The organism is Nocardia sp. NPDC004260, from assembly GCF_053603155.1.
Genome location: NZ_JBSGEZ010000033.1, coordinates 1 through 14,181, shown reverse-complemented (window position 1 = coordinate 14,181; position 14,181 = coordinate 1). Strand labels below are relative to the sequence as shown.

Annotated in this window: 19 protein-coding genes; 9 read left to right on the top strand and 10 right to left on the bottom strand. The window is 67.4% G+C overall.

Translation table 11 applies throughout. The features are described from left to right. Nucleotides 1-233: 233 nt before the first annotated feature. Together ACWEO7_RS20125 and ACWEO7_RS20120 are read left to right on the top strand one after the other, a co-directional pair. Nucleotides 234-1,442, top strand: coding sequence for an NAD(P)H-dependent amine dehydrogenase family protein (locus ACWEO7_RS20125; RefSeq protein WP_452425168.1), 1,209 nt, complete (start codon nucleotides 234-236; stop codon nucleotides 1,440-1,442). After that, nucleotides 1,366-1,803 (top strand): carboxymuconolactone decarboxylase family protein, encoded by a 438-nt coding sequence (locus ACWEO7_RS20120; protein WP_452425288.1) that lies wholly within the window; start codon nucleotides 1,366-1,368, stop codon nucleotides 1,801-1,803. Before ACWEO7_RS20125 ends, ACWEO7_RS20120 begins: the two co-directional genes overlap by 77 nt. 16 nt (nucleotides 1,804-1,819) lie before the next feature. Here the strand turns inward: ACWEO7_RS20120 and ACWEO7_RS20115 are convergent, their stop codons facing one another. Both ACWEO7_RS20115 and ACWEO7_RS20110 read right to left on the bottom strand, forming a co-directional pair. Beyond that, the gene (locus tag ACWEO7_RS20115; RefSeq protein ID WP_452425166.1) at nucleotides 1,820-2,521 is read right to left on the bottom strand and encodes a hypothetical protein; all 702 of its coding nucleotides are present in this window, start codon (nucleotides 2,519-2,521) and stop codon (nucleotides 1,820-1,822) included. 77 nt (nucleotides 2,522-2,598) lie between these two features. After that, nucleotides 2,599-4,161, bottom strand: coding sequence for an amino acid permease (locus tag ACWEO7_RS20110; protein WP_452425165.1), 1,563 nt, complete (start codon nucleotides 4,159-4,161; stop codon nucleotides 2,599-2,601). Nucleotides 4,162-4,312: 151 nt separating this feature from the next. Between ACWEO7_RS20110 and ACWEO7_RS20105 the strand changes: the two genes are divergently transcribed. Continuing rightward, on the top strand, nucleotides 4,313-5,686 hold the full coding sequence (locus ACWEO7_RS20105; protein WP_452425163.1) for an FAD-dependent oxidoreductase: 1,374 nt from the start codon (nucleotides 4,313-4,315) through the stop codon (nucleotides 5,684-5,686). Nucleotides 5,687-5,691: 5 nt separating this feature from the next. Here ACWEO7_RS20105 and ACWEO7_RS20100 read toward each other — a convergent pair whose 3' ends face one another. Both ACWEO7_RS20100 and ACWEO7_RS20095 read right to left on the bottom strand, forming a co-directional pair. Beyond that, a complete protein-coding gene (locus tag ACWEO7_RS20100) occupies nucleotides 5,692-6,081 on the bottom strand; it encodes an ankyrin repeat domain-containing protein (protein ID WP_452425162.1) in 390 nt (129 codons plus the stop codon). A 28-nt stretch (nucleotides 6,082-6,109) separates the two neighbouring features. Next, complete coding sequence (locus ACWEO7_RS20095; RefSeq protein ID WP_452425161.1) at nucleotides 6,110-6,745, bottom strand: UdgX family uracil-DNA binding protein; 636 nt, start codon at nucleotides 6,743-6,745, stop codon at nucleotides 6,110-6,112. Nucleotides 6,746-6,871: 126 nt separating this feature from the next. Here ACWEO7_RS20095 and ACWEO7_RS20090 point away from each other — a divergent pair, with 126 nt between their 5' ends. Next, on the top strand, nucleotides 6,872-8,179 hold the full coding sequence (locus ACWEO7_RS20090; protein ID WP_452425159.1) for a glycosyltransferase 87 family protein: 1,308 nt from the start codon (nucleotides 6,872-6,874) through the stop codon (nucleotides 8,177-8,179). 23 nt (nucleotides 8,180-8,202) lie between these two features. Here the strand turns inward: ACWEO7_RS20090 and ACWEO7_RS20085 are convergent, their stop codons facing one another. Both ACWEO7_RS20085 and ACWEO7_RS20080 read right to left on the bottom strand, forming a co-directional pair. Further along, the gene (locus ACWEO7_RS20085) at nucleotides 8,203-8,649 is read right to left on the bottom strand and encodes a nuclear transport factor 2 family protein (RefSeq protein ID WP_356965729.1); all 447 of its coding nucleotides are present in this window, start codon (nucleotides 8,647-8,649) and stop codon (nucleotides 8,203-8,205) included. Between the two features lie 74 nt (nucleotides 8,650-8,723). Continuing rightward, nucleotides 8,724-8,915, bottom strand: a complete 192-nt coding sequence (locus tag ACWEO7_RS20080) for a hypothetical protein (protein WP_452425157.1) — start codon at nucleotides 8,913-8,915, stop codon at nucleotides 8,724-8,726. 110 nt (nucleotides 8,916-9,025) lie between these two features. Between ACWEO7_RS20080 and ACWEO7_RS20075 the strand changes: the two genes are divergently transcribed. Genes ACWEO7_RS20075 through ACWEO7_RS20065 form a run of 3 tightly spaced genes read left to right on the top strand, consistent with a single transcriptional unit; the run spans nucleotide 9,026 to nucleotide 10,417 of the window. After that, nucleotides 9,026-9,202 carry a hypothetical protein gene (locus tag ACWEO7_RS20075; protein WP_452425155.1) on the top strand — a complete coding sequence of 59 codons (177 nt, stop codon included), beginning with the start codon at nucleotides 9,026-9,028 and terminating at the stop codon, nucleotides 9,200-9,202. A gap of 47 nt (nucleotides 9,203-9,249) precedes the next feature. Then, complete coding sequence (locus ACWEO7_RS20070; RefSeq protein WP_452425153.1) at nucleotides 9,250-9,594, top strand: sterol carrier protein domain-containing protein; 345 nt, start codon at nucleotides 9,250-9,252, stop codon at nucleotides 9,592-9,594. Nucleotides 9,595-9,652: 58 nt separating this feature from the next. Beyond that, entirely contained in the window at nucleotides 9,653-10,417 is a 765-nt protein-coding gene (locus tag ACWEO7_RS20065) for a trans-aconitate 2-methyltransferase (protein ID WP_452425151.1), read from the top strand. 13 nt (nucleotides 10,418-10,430) lie between these two features. Here ACWEO7_RS20065 and ACWEO7_RS20060 read toward each other — a convergent pair whose 3' ends face one another. Further along, a complete protein-coding gene (locus tag ACWEO7_RS20060; RefSeq protein ID WP_452425149.1) occupies nucleotides 10,431-10,715 on the bottom strand; it encodes an ANTAR domain-containing protein in 285 nt (94 codons plus the stop codon). 175 nt (nucleotides 10,716-10,890) lie between these two features. Between ACWEO7_RS20060 and ACWEO7_RS20055 the strand changes: the two genes are divergently transcribed. Further along, a complete protein-coding gene (locus ACWEO7_RS20055; protein WP_452425148.1) occupies nucleotides 10,891-11,172 on the top strand; it encodes a hypothetical protein in 282 nt (93 codons plus the stop codon). A gap of 66 nt (nucleotides 11,173-11,238) precedes the next feature. Here ACWEO7_RS20055 and ACWEO7_RS20050 read toward each other — a convergent pair whose 3' ends face one another. The 3 genes from ACWEO7_RS20050 to ACWEO7_RS20040 all read right to left on the bottom strand — a co-directional run bounded on the left by ACWEO7_RS20050 (nucleotide 11,239) and on the right by ACWEO7_RS20040 (nucleotide 12,231). Next, nucleotides 11,239-11,439 carry a hypothetical protein gene (locus tag ACWEO7_RS20050; protein WP_452425147.1) on the bottom strand — a complete coding sequence of 67 codons (201 nt, stop codon included), beginning with the start codon at nucleotides 11,437-11,439 and terminating at the stop codon, nucleotides 11,239-11,241. Nucleotides 11,440-11,601: 162 nt separating this feature from the next. Then, the gene (locus ACWEO7_RS20045) at nucleotides 11,602-11,871 is read right to left on the bottom strand and encodes a MerR family DNA-binding protein (protein ID WP_452425286.1); all 270 of its coding nucleotides are present in this window, start codon (nucleotides 11,869-11,871) and stop codon (nucleotides 11,602-11,604) included. Between the two features lie 66 nt (nucleotides 11,872-11,937). Further along, nucleotides 11,938-12,231 (bottom strand): methyltransferase domain-containing protein, encoded by a 294-nt coding sequence (locus ACWEO7_RS20040; RefSeq protein WP_452425146.1) that lies wholly within the window; start codon nucleotides 12,229-12,231, stop codon nucleotides 11,938-11,940. A 409-nt stretch (nucleotides 12,232-12,640) separates the two neighbouring features. Between ACWEO7_RS20040 and ACWEO7_RS20035 the strand changes: the two genes are divergently transcribed. Further along, a complete protein-coding gene (locus ACWEO7_RS20035; RefSeq protein ID WP_452425144.1) occupies nucleotides 12,641-14,032 on the top strand; it encodes an IS1380 family transposase in 1,392 nt (463 codons plus the stop codon). Nucleotides 14,033-14,181: the final 149 nt, after the last annotated feature.

The window sequence follows — 14,181 nt, the reverse complement described above, 5'->3', positions numbered from 1 at the left end:
TCACGCCATTTCCCAATGGTGCGCAGTGGCGAGCCGGGCGTGGGATCGGGCGGCGCTGTCCCGCGCTGCCATGGGCGAACGGTCCGCTGCGACCGTCGCTCCTGGAATCGGCGGGTGTGCGCTGTGGCGCATCGCGTCGCCGGTCGAGAGCGAGAAATAGCTGCTTCGAGGCCGGATCGGAGCGCTTTTCCGGAACGCCGAACAGCCGACCAAGCGCTTGCTACGCTCGATCGATGATCTCCACGGTGGTCTGGGGAACCGGCAATGTCGGCCGGGCGGCCATCCGCGCCGTCGACGCGCACCCCGCGCTGCGTTTGACCGGGGTGCTGGTGCACGATCCGGTGAAGGTCGGCCGTGATGCGGGCGAAATCGGCGGGCTGGATCGGGACTTGGGCGTCGCCGCGAGCGATGATGTCGGCGCCATTCTCGGCGCACGGCCGGACGCGGTGGTCTACGCGGCCTCCGGCGACATCCGGCCGGACGACGCGCTCGCCGATATCGTGCGCGCGCTGCGTGCGGGCGCGGTGGTCGTCACCCCGGCTCTCTACGTGCTCTACGATCCGCGCAACGCACCGCCGGAGGTACGCGACCCGGTACTGGCGGCGATCGCCGAGAGCGGCGGATCGCTGTTCGTCTCCGGTATCGACCCCGGGTGGGGCAACGACGTACTGCCGCTGCTGATCAGCGGGCTGGGGAGCACGGTGGACACGATCCGCTGCCAGGAGATCTTCGACTACTCCACCTACGACCAGCCGGACTCGGTGCGCTACCTGGTCGGCATGGGACAGCCGATGGACTATCAGCCGCCGATGCTCGCGCCGTCGGTGCCGACCATGGTGTGGGGCGGGCAGATCCGGCTGATGGCACGGGCGCTCGGTGTCGAACTCGACGAAATCCGCGAGACGCTGGATCGGCGCGCCCTCGACGCCACCGTCACCACGATGTCCATGGGTGAATTCGAGGCGGGCACCCAGGGGGCCGTGCGTTTCGAGGTACAGGGCATCGTCGCGGGGCAGCCGCGATTGGTTGTCGAACACGTCACCCGCATCCATCCGACCTGTGCGCCCGATTGGCCCGTACCGGCCGACGGCGGCGCGGGTGCGCACCGGGTGATCATCGAGGGGCGCCCGCGCATCGAAGTGACCGTCGAGGCGACCGACGAAGACGGCAACCGCTCCGTGGGCGGGAACGCCACGGCCGTCGGCCGCCTGGTCGGCGCAATCGACTGGCTGGTGGCGGCGAAACCCGGACTCTACGACGCACTCGATGTCCCGTTGCGTCCCGCCGTCGGCAAACTCGAAGGAAGCACCCATGATCATCGACGTTCCCGAGGGCAAGGATCCGATCGGCTACGTCTGGGGCGAGATGGTCCCCGGCATCGGCGTCGCCGCCTCGAATTTCTCGCTGTCGGTGTACTCGCACAGCACGCTCGGCCTGCGTGAGTTCGAGGCGGCCCGGCTGCGCATCGCCCAGATCAACGGCTGTCTGTTCTGCATGGACTGGCGCACCGAACGCGACGGGGTCAAGGTCGAGCCCGAATTCGCCGACGCCGTCACGAACTGGCGCACTACCGACGCTTTCGACGAACGCACCCGGCTCGCCGCCGAATACGCCGAGCGTTACGCCACCGATCATCACAACCTGGACGAAGAGTTCTGGCATCGGATGCTCGCCCGCTACAGCCAGGCCGAAGTCGTCGAACTGAGCATGAGCATCGGCTCATGGCTGGCGTTCGGCCGGTTGAACCACGTGCTCGGCTTGGATTCGGTGTGCGTGCTGCCCGGCCATACCGGCAACCGGTGAACCGGCGCCGAAAAGGCTAGGCCGGCATTCTCGACACCCACGCGGGCTGCCCGTCGACCAGACCCAGTTCGAACTCCTCGGGAGCGTCGAGCACAGCGCCGAGCTGGCGGAGCGCTCGATCGGCGGAGATTTCCGCAGGGAACCGGATGTATTCGAGGGTGGCGCCGGATATCCGGGCCCGGAATCGGTACCGGAATTCGACCTGACCCGCGTAGGTCAGCGCGATGCGACCCTGCCAGTCGATGTCGTGCCTGCCGTCGGACCGCCGGGTGAACGACACTTCCTGGTCGGCGACCGAGTCGTGCCCGAGCAGATAGATGTTGAACGCCAGGTATTCGACGTCGTCGGCGTGCGCGAGGGGCAGCGGGTCGACCGTGAGGCACTGTTCGGATTTCAGTCGAAAGGGCCGACCCGGCGCCGCGGCGCGCAGGCCGGTGGCGTCGTCCTCGCCCCAGTACGTGGACGACAGCGTGCAGCTGTGATAGTTCTGCCATACGATCGGCGACAGCCAGTCCTCGCCGTCCTCCTCGCCGTGGGCGGGGTCGCGTTCGGCGTTGTACGCCGCGGAGCGCAGATGCAGATCGAACCACAGGCTGCCGGCCTGGTCCATGCGGCCGGTCCACGCGAACTCCTCGATCGCGTGCCCTTCCGGCCACGGATTGCCCGGGAACACAATTCTCCCGGCGGGCGAAAAACGCACCAGGTCGGTCCTTTCCATGCCGACACACCCTAGCGACCGAGGCCGACAAACTCGATACGCCAGATCAGGGAAGCCGCGACCGGACCGGTCGTGCCTCAGGCGTTGGCCGGCGCCTCCTGCTCCGGCTGGTCGGCGGGCGGCTCGTCCACCGTCCGTTTCGGCCCGGTGAACCAGGTCCGGGCCGACGCCAGCCACCAGATGCCGATCGCGCCCACCACGCCGACCAGGGTGATCGGTGCGTAGTTCACGGTGTTCCAAGTGAATTCGCTGTGCCAGGGATAGCCGCGGGCGTCGGTGGGCAGGATGAACAGAAAGCTGATCAGCACGATCCAGATCAACGCGACCACGCCGACCGGGCGATACCACGCACCCAAGTGCCATGGGCCGGTGCGGAACCGGCTCCCGTGCCGCTGCCGCAACAGGATCGGAATGCCGTAGGCGATGTAGAGCCCGATGGTCGCGACCGAGGTCGCCGCGGCGTAGGCGGTCGGTGCGTTCGCCGCGGGCACCAGCATCGACGGAATCAGCAGCACGAAAGCGAAGAACGAGATGAACAGCACCGCGTGCACCGGTACCTTGCGCGTGGAAAGCCGCGACCAGAACCTCGACCCCGGCACGGCGCCGTCCCGCGCGAACGCGAACAGCATTCGGGAAGCCGAGGTCACCGAGGCATATCCGCAGAACAATTGCGCGACCGCCGCGATGATCAGCAGCGAACCCGACCAGAAGCCGTTCAGCGAGTTCTCCAGGATGTAGATCACGGGATAGCCGCTGTTCTTCGCGGGATCCAGCGCGTCGTCCAGATTCGGGATGGCGAACGTCACCGCCATGATGAGCAGATATCCGGCGATCGCCGACACGACGATCGTGTTGATGATCCCTTTGGCCGCCATCCGCGACGCATCGTGTGTTTCCTCCGACATATGCGCAGAAGCGTCGTAGCCGGTGAAAGTGTATTGCGCATGCAGCAGGCCGAGCAGGAAGCTGAACGCGACCCCGCCGAATCCGATCGCGCTGTTGTCCACCGTCTCGGTGAAGACGAATCGGGCACTCTGGTGGTGTTCCGCTCCGAAGCCCAGGACGACCACGAAGATCGCCACACCACCCACGTGCCACCACGCCGACACGTTGTTGATCACCGCCGACAGATGCGGGCCGATCACGTTCAGGACGGCGTGCAAGATCAGGATGGCGGCGAACACCAGGAAAATCGCGGTGCGGTCGGTGCCGATGTCGATTCCGACGACGTTCAACACCACGGTGGTGAAGATGGCGGCGCCGTAATCGATCGCCGCGGTCACGGCGATCTGCCCGATCAGGTTGAACCATCCGGTGAACCAGCCCCACACCGGTCCACCCAGTTCGGCGGCCCACCAGTACAAGCCGCCGGAGGTGGGGTAGGCGGAGGCCAATTCCGCCATGGCGAGTCCGACGAACAACACCATGAGCGAGACCAGCGGCCACCCCCAGGCCATGGTGATCGGACCGCCGTTCGCCAGACCGATGCCATAACTGGCCAATCCACCGGTCAGGATGGACACGATCGTGAAGCTGATGGCGAAATTGGAGAAACCCGACCATGATCTGGCCAGTTCCTGCTTGTAGCCCAGTTCGGCGAGCCGACGTTCGTCGTCGGAAGGGGGTCGGGTCTCGGTCATGTCGTGCTCCCGGGTCAAAACGCTGCCCTCATACCGCGTTTGCCAGAAGATCAGTGTGAAGTACGGATCGGTCACCCGCAGCGCAACCAGCAAATTCGTGGAACGGTGGCCCACGCGGCCGCCGGGTGGACGCCGAACGTAGCGTGAAGCCATGAGCGAGCGACTGGTGGTCATCGGCGGTGACGCGACCGGAATGTCGGCGGCCTCGCAGGCGCGCCGGATGAAGGACGCCGACGCGCTGGAGATCGTAGTTTTTGAGCGCGGCGGGTTCACCTCCTACTCGGCCTGCGGCATTCCGTATTGGGTCGGCGGTCACGTCGCCGACCGGGATGCCCTGATCGCCCGCACGCCCGAGGAACATCGGTCCCGCGAGATCGACTTGCGCCTGCACACCGCGGTCACCGAGATCGATGCCGAGCAGGCTCGCGTGCGCTATCGCGACCGGGAAACCGGCGCTTCGGCATGGATGTCCTACGACCACCTCGTCATCGCCACCGGCGCCCGCCCCGTCCGGCCGCGGCTGCCCGGTATCGACGCGAACGGCGTGCACGGTGTGCAGACGCTCGACGACGGGCAGGCCCTGCTCGACACGCTGGAGCGGGCGCGCGGCAACCGCGCCGTCGTGGTCGGGGCCGGTTACATCGGCGTGGAGATGGCCGAGGCCCTCATCCGGCGCGGCTACGACGTCACGATGGTCAACCGCGGCTCGGAACCCATGTCCACGCTCGACCCCGACATGGGGGCTCTGGTGCGCGACGCGATGTGCGGAATGGGCATCAAGGTGGTCGGCGACGTCGAGGTGTCCGAGTTCCGGACGGATGACGACGGCCGGATCGCCGCGGTCGTCACCGACACCGCGGAATACCCGGCCGACGTGGTGGTGCTCGGCATCGGCGTGCGCCCGGAGACCGAACTGGCTCACGCCGCCGGTCTGCCGCTGGGGGAGTACGGCGGGCTGCGGACCGATGTCGCCATGCGGGTACGCGGGCACGAGAACATCTGGGCTGGCGGCGATTGCGTCGAGGTGCTCGACCTCGTCTCGGGCCGGGAACGCCACATCCCGCTCGGCACCCATGCCAACAAGCACGGTCAGATCATCGGTGCGAACATCGGCGGGGGATACGCGCTCTTTCCCGGCGTCGTGGGCACCGCGGTCAGCAAGGTCTGCGAACTCGAGGTCGCCCGAACGGGTCTTCGTGAGAAGGACGCCAGGGCAGCGGGCCTGCAATACGTGACCGTCGAGGTCGAATCCACCAGCCGCGCCGGCTACTACCCGGACGCGGCGCCGATGACGGTGAAAATGCTCGCCGAGCGCCTCACCGGACGCTTGCTCGGTACCCAGATCGTGGGACGCGAGGGCGCGGCCAAGCGCGTCGACATCGCCGCGGTCGCGCTGACCGCCCGGATGACCGTCGAGCAGATGACGATGCTCGATCTCGGTTACGCCCCGCCGTTCTCCCCGGTGTGGGATCCCGTTCTGGTGGCCGCGCGCAAGGCCGTCACCGCCGTGCGCAAGCGCGGGTGACCAGCTCAGCCGAAGATTTCCAGCAGCTCGGTCTTGCCGAACATGACCGCGGCGTCGCGGGCCGACGGGGTGCCCGCGTCGGGGTCGGCGCCCGCCGCCGCGAGTTGTCGCACGATCTCGCTCTCGCCCTTGAAAACCGCACCGGCCAGCGGAGTCTGGCCCTTGTCGTTGGCGCGGTCCGGATCGGCCGACCGGTGCAGCAGCGCCGCCACGGCATCGGCGTGCCCGTGGTAGGCGGCGAGCATGAGCAGGGTGTCGCCCGCGTCGTTGGTGAGGTCGACCGGCACGCCGGCGTCCACATAGGCGGCCAACCTCGCGGTGTCTCCGCGCCGAGCGAAGTCGAACACCTTGGCGGCCAGTTCCAGCAGTTCCGGGTCGATCTCGTCGGTGCTCATCCACTCACTCCTGTCCTGGGCCGCGTGATCAGCGCGCCGCCGCCGACTTTCCCAGTTGTTCCCGCACTACGCGCAGATCGTCGACGAACGCTTCGTAGGCGGCGGTACGGTCGGGCGCGCGCAACACCGACGACGGGTGGACGGTGGCGATCGCGCGGAAGTCGGCCGTCTCGACGACCTCGCCGCGGCGCGCGCTGACCTTGAACGCGGGGCCGAGCACCGCCTGCGCCGCGATCGCGCCGAGGCACACCACCAACCGCGGACGCAGCAGATCGAGTTCGGCGTCGAGCCATGCCGAGCAGGCGACCACCTCGGTGCGGCCGGGTTGCTTGTGGATGCGCCGCTTGCCGCGCTCCACGAACTTGAAATGTTTCACCGCGTTGGTCAGGTAGACCGCGTCGCGGTCGATGCCGACCTCCGCCAGCGCCCGGTCGAGCAGCCGCCCCGCCGGACCGACGAACGGATGGCCTGCCACGTCCTCCTGATCGCCGGGCTGCTCGCCGATCAGTACCACGTCCGCGTCCTCGGGCCCCGCGCCGAACACCGTCTGCGTGGCATGGCGGTAGAGATCGCACCCGTGACAGTCGCAGGCCGCTTGCCGCAGCCGCGTCAGATCCGCGTTCTCGGGGACGTACATCGCGGCGCCGGGCGCCTTCGTCACCATCGGCCGACCTCCTGTGCCCCTTGTGCTGGTGGCGGCTTACCCGTTTCCGCGGCCCTCACGCGACAGTCGCGAATCCGCCTCCCCATGTGGTGAACGAGCGGACCCGGGTCGGTATAGTCGCCGCGGATGAGTAGTGTCACCGCCACCGCCGGAACGCCGATGTCCCAGAACCGTCGACTCGCGCGCGTGCTGCGCCCGGCGCCGGTCCTCGCACTCGCGTTCTCCGCGTTCTGCCTGCTGACACCGGTCTGGCCGTTCCACAAGATCACCGGCGGGTTCATCGACCTGCAGGTGTATCGCCTGGGCGTGGACGCCATGCGGCACGGCGCCGACATGTACGGGCAATTGCCGCAGACCACCATCGGAGCGGGCCTGCCGTTCATCTACCCGCCCTTCGCCGCGCTCGCGCTCGGCCCCTTCGCGATGCTGCCCTGGGACGTCGCCGCGTTGAGCTTCTTCGTCTCGTCGGTGGCCGCGTTGGCCCTCACGCTCTATCTGGTGGCCCGGCGGGTGTGGCCGGACGAGTCGCAGCGCCGGCTGGCAGTCTGGGCCACCGCGTGCGCCACTCCGCTGGGGCTGCTGCTGGAGCCGATTCACTCCACGCTGGACTTCGGTCAGGTCAACCTGTTGCTGATGGCCCTGGTCGCCGCCGATTGCCTCACCCACAAGTCGCGCTGGCCCCGGGGCATGCTGATCGGCGTCGCCGCCGCGATCAAGCTGACGCCCGCGGCCTTCGTGCTCTACTTCCTGGTCCGGCGGGATTACCGCGCGGCCGCGACCGCCGCGGTCACCGGCGCGGCCGCCACGGCGCTCGGCTTCGCAATTCTGCCGAAGGAGTCCGTCAAGTATTGGTTCGGCGGCCTGGGCAACGTGTCCGGGCTGAGCGGTTCGGCATTCCACACGAATCAGTCGATTCAAGCGGTGTTCTCTCGTTTCGAAACGCCCGAGCCCGCGTTCACCATCATCTGGTTGGTCCTCGGCGCGTTGCTGCTCGCGCTGGTGGTCACCGCCATGCGCAGAGCCGCCGACTTGCCCGCGCTCGCGCTGTCCCTCAACGCCGTCTTCACGCTGCTGGTTTCGCCGATCTCTTGGTCCCACCACTGGGTGTGGATCGCGCCCGCGTTGTTCGCCATGGTCGGTCACGCGTCCCGCCTGCCGGGCAGGCGGGCGATCGGGTGGTGGGCGACGTTCGTGGTGACCGCGGCGGTATTCGTCATCGGCCCGCACAACTGGCTGCCCGACGGCGAGCACCGGGAGACCGCGTGGACACCCTGGCAGCATTTCATCGGCAACACCTACGTCTGGTTCAGTGTGGTGCTGGTCGTGCTGTTCCTGGTCGCCCGCAGGCGGAAGGTCGTGGGCGACGGGAGCCCCGCGCGCGAGGAACCCGCTCACACGTCCGAGGCCCCGCCCTCCGCGCTGTCGGCGCGCTGAGGCAGCGGCCGGTCTCCGTCGCGTCAGCCCATGCCGGGAGCGGAGGGCGCGACGAAGAGGAAGCTCTTCTCCTCGACGCGCTGCTTGATCCGCCACTGTCCGTCCACACGGACGAACGTGTCGTGGTACCAGAGGCCGCACAGCATCATCGTCGGCGGTCCGTCGCCGCCGGACACGAGCATCGGGTTGTGACACATCGTCCGCCCGGTGGCGGTGTCACCGTCGACTCGGATGGACGAGTTGCTGATCAGGTGTTGGAAGGCCGGGAAGTTGGGCAGGACGGCGGCCAGGAACTGCTTCGTCGCCGCCAGATCGCCCACCGATCCGCCCATGGCCGAGTAGTCGATGTGCGCATCCGGGGTGAACACCTCGTCCAGCAAGTCCCACTGTCGAGTGTCGACCGCGTGCGAATACCGCACCATCAGGTCTTCGATCTCGAGTCGATCCGAAATCTCCTGCAACGACAGCATGCCTGCCTCCCGATTGACGTCGATACCCGGGTAGATGCCACCAGGATTCGGCATGCGAGGCAAGGTCCGCGCGGTCAGGCCTTGCGCGGCAGGATGTTCAGCACGAGTGTGAGCCCCGCCACGATGCTCACACACGCCACGAGAGTGGTGAACGCCGATTGGGTGAGCGCGGCGATGCCGATCGAAAAGGCAAGGCACGTGGTCAAAGCGAGCGCGCCGGTTCCCTGCTCCACACCGGCGATGCGGGTTGGTCGGTGTTCCGTCATAGCTATGTGATACCCACCGCGGCCCGTTACGAAACCGTGATGCCAGCTGACTTTCCGCCGGGGCGTGCCCGCAGGTCGGCATTCGATGGCGGCTCGGGCAGGATCGAGTCGTGACCGTCGCTGTGCAGACCCTCGTCACCGAGGACGACATCCGTTCCGCCAACGCTCTTTTCCGCACGGCCATGGTGGGCTTGCCGCCGCTGACCCCTACCGCGGAGCTGTCGGAGCCCGGCCGCACGCTCGGCGCCTACATCGATGGCGAACTGATCGGCACCGCGGAGTCGTAGACAGTCCGCTGCGCCACCTGCTCACCGACGAACGCGCGGTGCGCGTGGTGTCGACCAGGGACGAGACCTGGTTGCGCCTGGTCGATGTCGGGCACGCGCCGGCGCGGTGCACCTATCGCGAGGCCGCCGCGGTCGTGGTGGAGGTGCGGGGCCCGATCCTGACGGCGAACTCCGGCCGCTACCGGATCGCTGTCGACGGCGTGCGACGAGTCCGGGAAACCCCGGATCTCACCACGGGTATCTCCGATCTCGCGGCGGCCTATCTGGGCGGAACGACGTGGCGCGAACTGGCTTTCGCGGGCCGTGTCGACGAACACCGTCCAGGTGCGGTCGCGGTCGCGGACGCGCTGTTCGCCACCGACTCGTTGCCGCTCTCGGGGACCTTCTTCTGAGCACGAGGCAGGCGTACAGTACGTACGTACGGTTTGGTAGCGAGCCTCGGAGTGGCCTATGTGGGATCCCCAGCAGTACCTCGCCTTCGACGATCACCGGTCCCGCCCGTTCTTCGACCTGCTGAGCCGGGTCGCCGCAGCCGAACCCCGGGTGGTGGTGGACCTGGGCTGCGGTCCCGGGCATCTCACGTCGGTCCTCGCGCGGCGCTGGCCGGGCGCGATCGTGCGAGCGCTCGACTCGTCGCCGGAGATGGTCGCGGCCGCGCGCGATCGCGGCATCGATGCGACGCTCGGGGCGGTACAGGAATGGCAGCCGAGCGCGGAGACCGATGTCGTGGTCTGCAACGCCGTCCTCCAATGGGTGCCCGGGCATTCGGGCCTGCTGGCTCGGTGGATGCGAGAGCTTCCCGCTGGCGCGTTTCTGGCCGTGCAGGTGCCCGGCAATTTCGACGCGGCCTCGCACCGGGCGATCCGCCAGGTGGCCGCGCGCGACGATTGGCGCGACAGCCTCGGACGAGCGGGCATCCTCGAGCCGAGGGCGGTACTCGATCCCGCCGGATACGCCGACCTGCTCGCCGCCGCGGGCGGGGCGGTCGATGCCTGGGAGACGACGTACCTGCAACGCTTGACCGGAGAAGATCCGGTGCTCGAGTGGGTCACCGGCACGGCATTGACGCCCGTGCGCGGGGCCCTCGACGACGCGCAGTGGCAGGAATTCACAGCGCAACTCGCCCCACTGTTGCGCAACGCCTACCCTCGACGCGCCGACGGCACCACTTGGCTGCCCTTCCGGCGGATCTTCGCCGTCGCCCAGAAGCGGTAGCCCGCAGCGGCGCTCAACGCCCTTGCTCGTGCGCCGTCGACAGCAGCCGGTCGACCCGGCTGCGCAGTTCGCTGGTCACGCCGGGCATGCCGACCGACGGTAGCTCGGCGGCCACATTGGCGGCGAGAACGCGCAATTTGGTGTTGGTTTCCTGCGACCGCACGCGCAGGATGTCGAACGCTTCGTCGGCGTCGAGGCCATAGACCAGCATGACCGCGCCTTTGGCTTGTTCGATCACCGCCCGCGCGGCAACCGGGTCGAGGTCACCGCCCGCCGTGCCGTCACAGTCGTAGCTCACATGCACGCACTACCCGTCCACGGCGGTTCGACACGGCTTCGCGCGCGGCGAACGCCGGCGTTGCGGTGGCCTCGGCCCGGCGAGGGGTTGACGCGAGCCGCGGGGATCGCGATACTTCGAACGTCATAGCGATTGCGTATAACTTGTCCTGCGGAAACGCGACGGAGACAGATCAATGACGATCCATACGGCAGTCGAAGCATTTCTTCTGGCTCAGGTGGACGACCCGGTCCCCGAAGCCCCCCCGAACTCGGAAAAAATCCTCCAGCTGTTCCGGTATTTCACGTGGTTCGTGATTCTCTCCGGAGTCACGGGAATCGCCTATGCCGGTGGCAGATTCGCCTGGGAGAAGTGGAACGGCGGTCCGCTCGTGTCGGCGAAAATGGTCGCGGGCGGCATACTCGGCGGCGTCATCGCGACCAGCGCGGGGACCATCATGAACGCGCTGATCAGTTGAACCGGGCGGCCGGCGCGGTGGGGCACGCAACGGCGCTGCACCCGCATCCGAAGCCGGCGGCCGTGGTCAGTCGGTAACCTCCAATTCGACCAATTGACCCGGCGTGAAAGACTTCTCGCGCCGGTTGGTCTCCACGCCGAAAACCGCGACCACGAGGTCGCCGCCCGGCTGGACCACTCCTGCTTGGGTTAGGGTGCCGTACCCCACGACGGATTCGCCGACATGATCGGCGAGTTCCACCGCGGGTACTCGAATCGTCCTGCTCACGGGGCACCTCTATCGAGTCGAAGTATTACTGGCTGCTGTGTCCATGTTCGCAGGAATCGATCCTAATCCCGAGAAACGCGGCGCAGCACCGCCTTTCGCCGCTGATTCACCACGCGGTGGCAAACTGCGCCGTCAGGACGGAATTCCGTGCCACATAACGATTTATCCCCGCAGGCTTGACCGGTTCGTGACCAGTGCGAGCGCGTCGGCGACCTTTGCCCGGAAGTGCGGGCACTCGCGGAAGTCCGCGGCGGCACAGTCGAGTGCGTGCGAGATGGTCTCCAGCGCCGCGGTGGCCTCGGCGATCCGGCGGACGAGCTGGTCTCGCTGCGCACGCAGCAGTTCGCGGCGAGCGGAGCGGTCGGACGCCTCCGCGAACAGCGCTGCGAGTTCCTCCAGCGACAAACCCACCTGCTTGCCCATCAGGATCATCGGCACGGTCTCGGCGTCGTCGTGGTGATAGCGGCCCTGTCGTCGGGATAGGGGAGCGCGGCGACGTCACCAACCGAGAGTTCGACCGCCGCCGGACAGTTTCGCGTCGGCGAGTTCGCTCATGTGCGGTGACAGGTCGATCCCGTGCAGCCGTAGATCCGGCCGCAGGCAGTGCAACTGTGCCAAGAGTTCCCCCGGCCCGGTCCCTACATCGAGCACCCACGCCCCCGATCGCTCGACCGCGTCGATGTCCGCGGCGATCCGGCGGTAAAGGCGCCCGAGCAGGCGGGAAGCTCGCTGATCGTAGCCTCGCTGATCGTAGCCTCGGCTCTGCTTTGCTCCGAAGGTTGTCACGTTCACCTCTCCTAGTCTAGTGCTGCGCTCAGCATGCGAGTTGAGGTCGACTTGAAGTCAAGAGCTGCTGCCGGCGCCGAGTCCCCCGAGCCACGGCCGCGCCGGCCAGTCGTGATCGAGCCATGGTAGGACCCAAGGGAGTAGGCAGTACAGTGCCGCCGCAACGGTCGATCCACGTGCGGCGGCGACTACGGTTGTATGCCTCCCTATGTCGGTTCGCGCGAGATCCGGCGAAATGGTTTGCACACCATGCGGCCCGCCGGAACTCGGCTGGGCCGCACCACAGGCGCTCTCAGCCTCGATTCACCGATCGGTTACTGCGGGGTTGGGTGGTGTGAATGGAGAAGTGCCCTTTGAGCTGGGATGATCGCTGTTGTCTAGGCAGTGATCGGTCCGGTTCAGAAGGGCACTTCGGGTGCAAGTTTTGCCTAGGTTCGCCGCGGAGTCAGCGGTGTTCGATGATCGGAGTCTGGTGTCACTGGCCGGGCTGGTGCCGGTGCTGCGGTTGGCCGAGCAGACCGGACTGGGTGAACTGCTGAGTCGGAAGGTAACGATCACCGGGCCGCGGATCCGTTCCGGAGCGGCGAATGCCGGGCCGAAGCTGACGACGCTGATCGCGGGGATGTGCGCTGGCGCGGACAGCATCGATGATGTCGGTGTGCTTCGCAGCGGCGGCATGCCCACGGTGTTCGGCCAGGTGTATGCGCCGTCGACGATCGGCACTTTGTTGCGGGAATTCAGTTTCGGTCACGCCCGCCGGCTCGAATCGGTGCTGGGTGCGCACTTGTCACGGCTGTGTCGGCGGGTCGATCTGCTGCCGGGCGCCGACCGGCGGGCGTTCGTCGATATCGATTCCTTGTTGCGGCCGGTGTATGGGTATGCCAAGCAGGGCGCATCTTACGGGTTCACCAAGGTGTCGGGTAAACCGGTTCTGCGTAAGGGGCTTTCACCGCTGGCAGCCACGATCAGCACCGATCTGTCGGCGCCGGTGATCGCGGGGATGAGGCTGCGGGCTGGTAGGGCCGGCTCGGGCAAGGGTGCTGGTCGGATGGTTGCCCAGGCCGTCGCCACTGCGCGGGCCGCCGGTGCCACCGGTGAGATTCTCGTCCGTGGAGATTCGGCCCATGGCAGCCGCGCAGTCGTTGGCGCATGCCGCCGGGCAGGTGCCCGGTTCTCGCTGGTGTTGACGAAGAACCGTGCCGTTACGCGGGCGATCGCGTCGATTCCCGGTGATGCGTGGACCCCGGTGCAGTATCCGGGTGCGGTGCAAGATCCGGATACCGGGGCATGGATTTCCGATGCCGAAGTCGCCGAAATTCTCTACACCGCTTTTGCTTCCAAGCCTGACCGGGTAACCGCCCGGCTGATCGTGCGCCGTGTCCGCGATGCTGCTCGTCAGGATGAATTGTTCCCGGTCTGGCGGTATCATTCGTTCTTCACCGACTCGACCGAACCGGTCGTGGACGCCGACCTTACTCATCGTCGCCATGCCGTGATCGAAGCCGTGTTCGCCGACCTGATCGACGGCCCGCTGGCGCATATGCCGTCTGGGCGTTTCGGCGCGAATTCCGCCTGGGTGTTGTGCGCGGCGATCGCCCACAACCTGCTCCGGGCCGCCGGTCGGCTGGCCGACCCGCAACTGGGCCGCGCTCGCGGGGCGACCCTGCGTCGGAAGATCATCAACATTCCCGCTCGTTTCACCCGACCGCAACGCAGACCCGTCCTGCACTTGCCCGCGCACTGGCCCTGGGCCAACCCCTGGCGGCAGTTGTGGCACGCCACCACCACCGCACTATCGACCGCCTGAACACCCCGAAACGCCCCTACGACCAAGAACAACAGTGGAAAGGCTGGGCAGACCAGCGGCTACCCGCTACCCGAAAACCAGTGGGGCGGGCGGGGCGGGGCGCGCGGGCCCCCCCCCCCCAGAAAGAATTCTTTTTTGGTTATGTAGAA

Coding starts and splice junctions, on each gene's coding strand:
- ACWEO7_RS20125 (WP_452425168.1), top strand. CDS start 234: ATGATCTCCACGGTGGTCTGGGGAACCGGCAATGTCGGCCGGGCGGCC.
- ACWEO7_RS20120 (WP_452425288.1), top strand. CDS start 1,366: ATGGTCCCCGGCATCGGCGTCGCCGCCTCGAATTTCTCGCTGTCGGTG.
- ACWEO7_RS20115 (WP_452425166.1), bottom strand. CDS start 2,521: ATGGAAAGGACCGACCTGGTGCGTTTTTCGCCCGCCGGGAGAATTGTG.
- ACWEO7_RS20110 (WP_452425165.1), bottom strand. CDS start 4,161: ATGACCGAGACCCGACCCCCTTCCGACGACGAACGTCGGCTCGCCGAA.
- ACWEO7_RS20105 (WP_452425163.1), top strand. CDS start 4,313: ATGAGCGAGCGACTGGTGGTCATCGGCGGTGACGCGACCGGAATGTCG.
- ACWEO7_RS20100 (WP_452425162.1), bottom strand. CDS start 6,081: ATGAGCACCGACGAGATCGACCCGGAACTGCTGGAACTGGCCGCCAAG.
- ACWEO7_RS20095 (WP_452425161.1), bottom strand. CDS start 6,745: ATGGTGACGAAGGCGCCCGGCGCCGCGATGTACGTCCCCGAGAACGCG.
- ACWEO7_RS20090 (WP_452425159.1), top strand. CDS start 6,872: ATGAGTAGTGTCACCGCCACCGCCGGAACGCCGATGTCCCAGAACCGT.
- ACWEO7_RS20085 (WP_356965729.1), bottom strand. CDS start 8,649: ATGCTGTCGTTGCAGGAGATTTCGGATCGACTCGAGATCGAAGACCTG.
- ACWEO7_RS20080 (WP_452425157.1), bottom strand. CDS start 8,915: ATGACGGAACACCGACCAACCCGCATCGCCGGTGTGGAGCAGGGAACC.
- ACWEO7_RS20065 (WP_452425151.1), top strand. CDS start 9,653: ATGTGGGATCCCCAGCAGTACCTCGCCTTCGACGATCACCGGTCCCGC.
- ACWEO7_RS20055 (WP_452425148.1), top strand. CDS start 10,891: ATGACGATCCATACGGCAGTCGAAGCATTTCTTCTGGCTCAGGTGGAC.
- ACWEO7_RS20045 (WP_452425286.1), bottom strand. CDS start 11,871: ATGATCCTGATGGGCAAGCAGGTGGGTTTGTCGCTGGAGGAACTCGCA.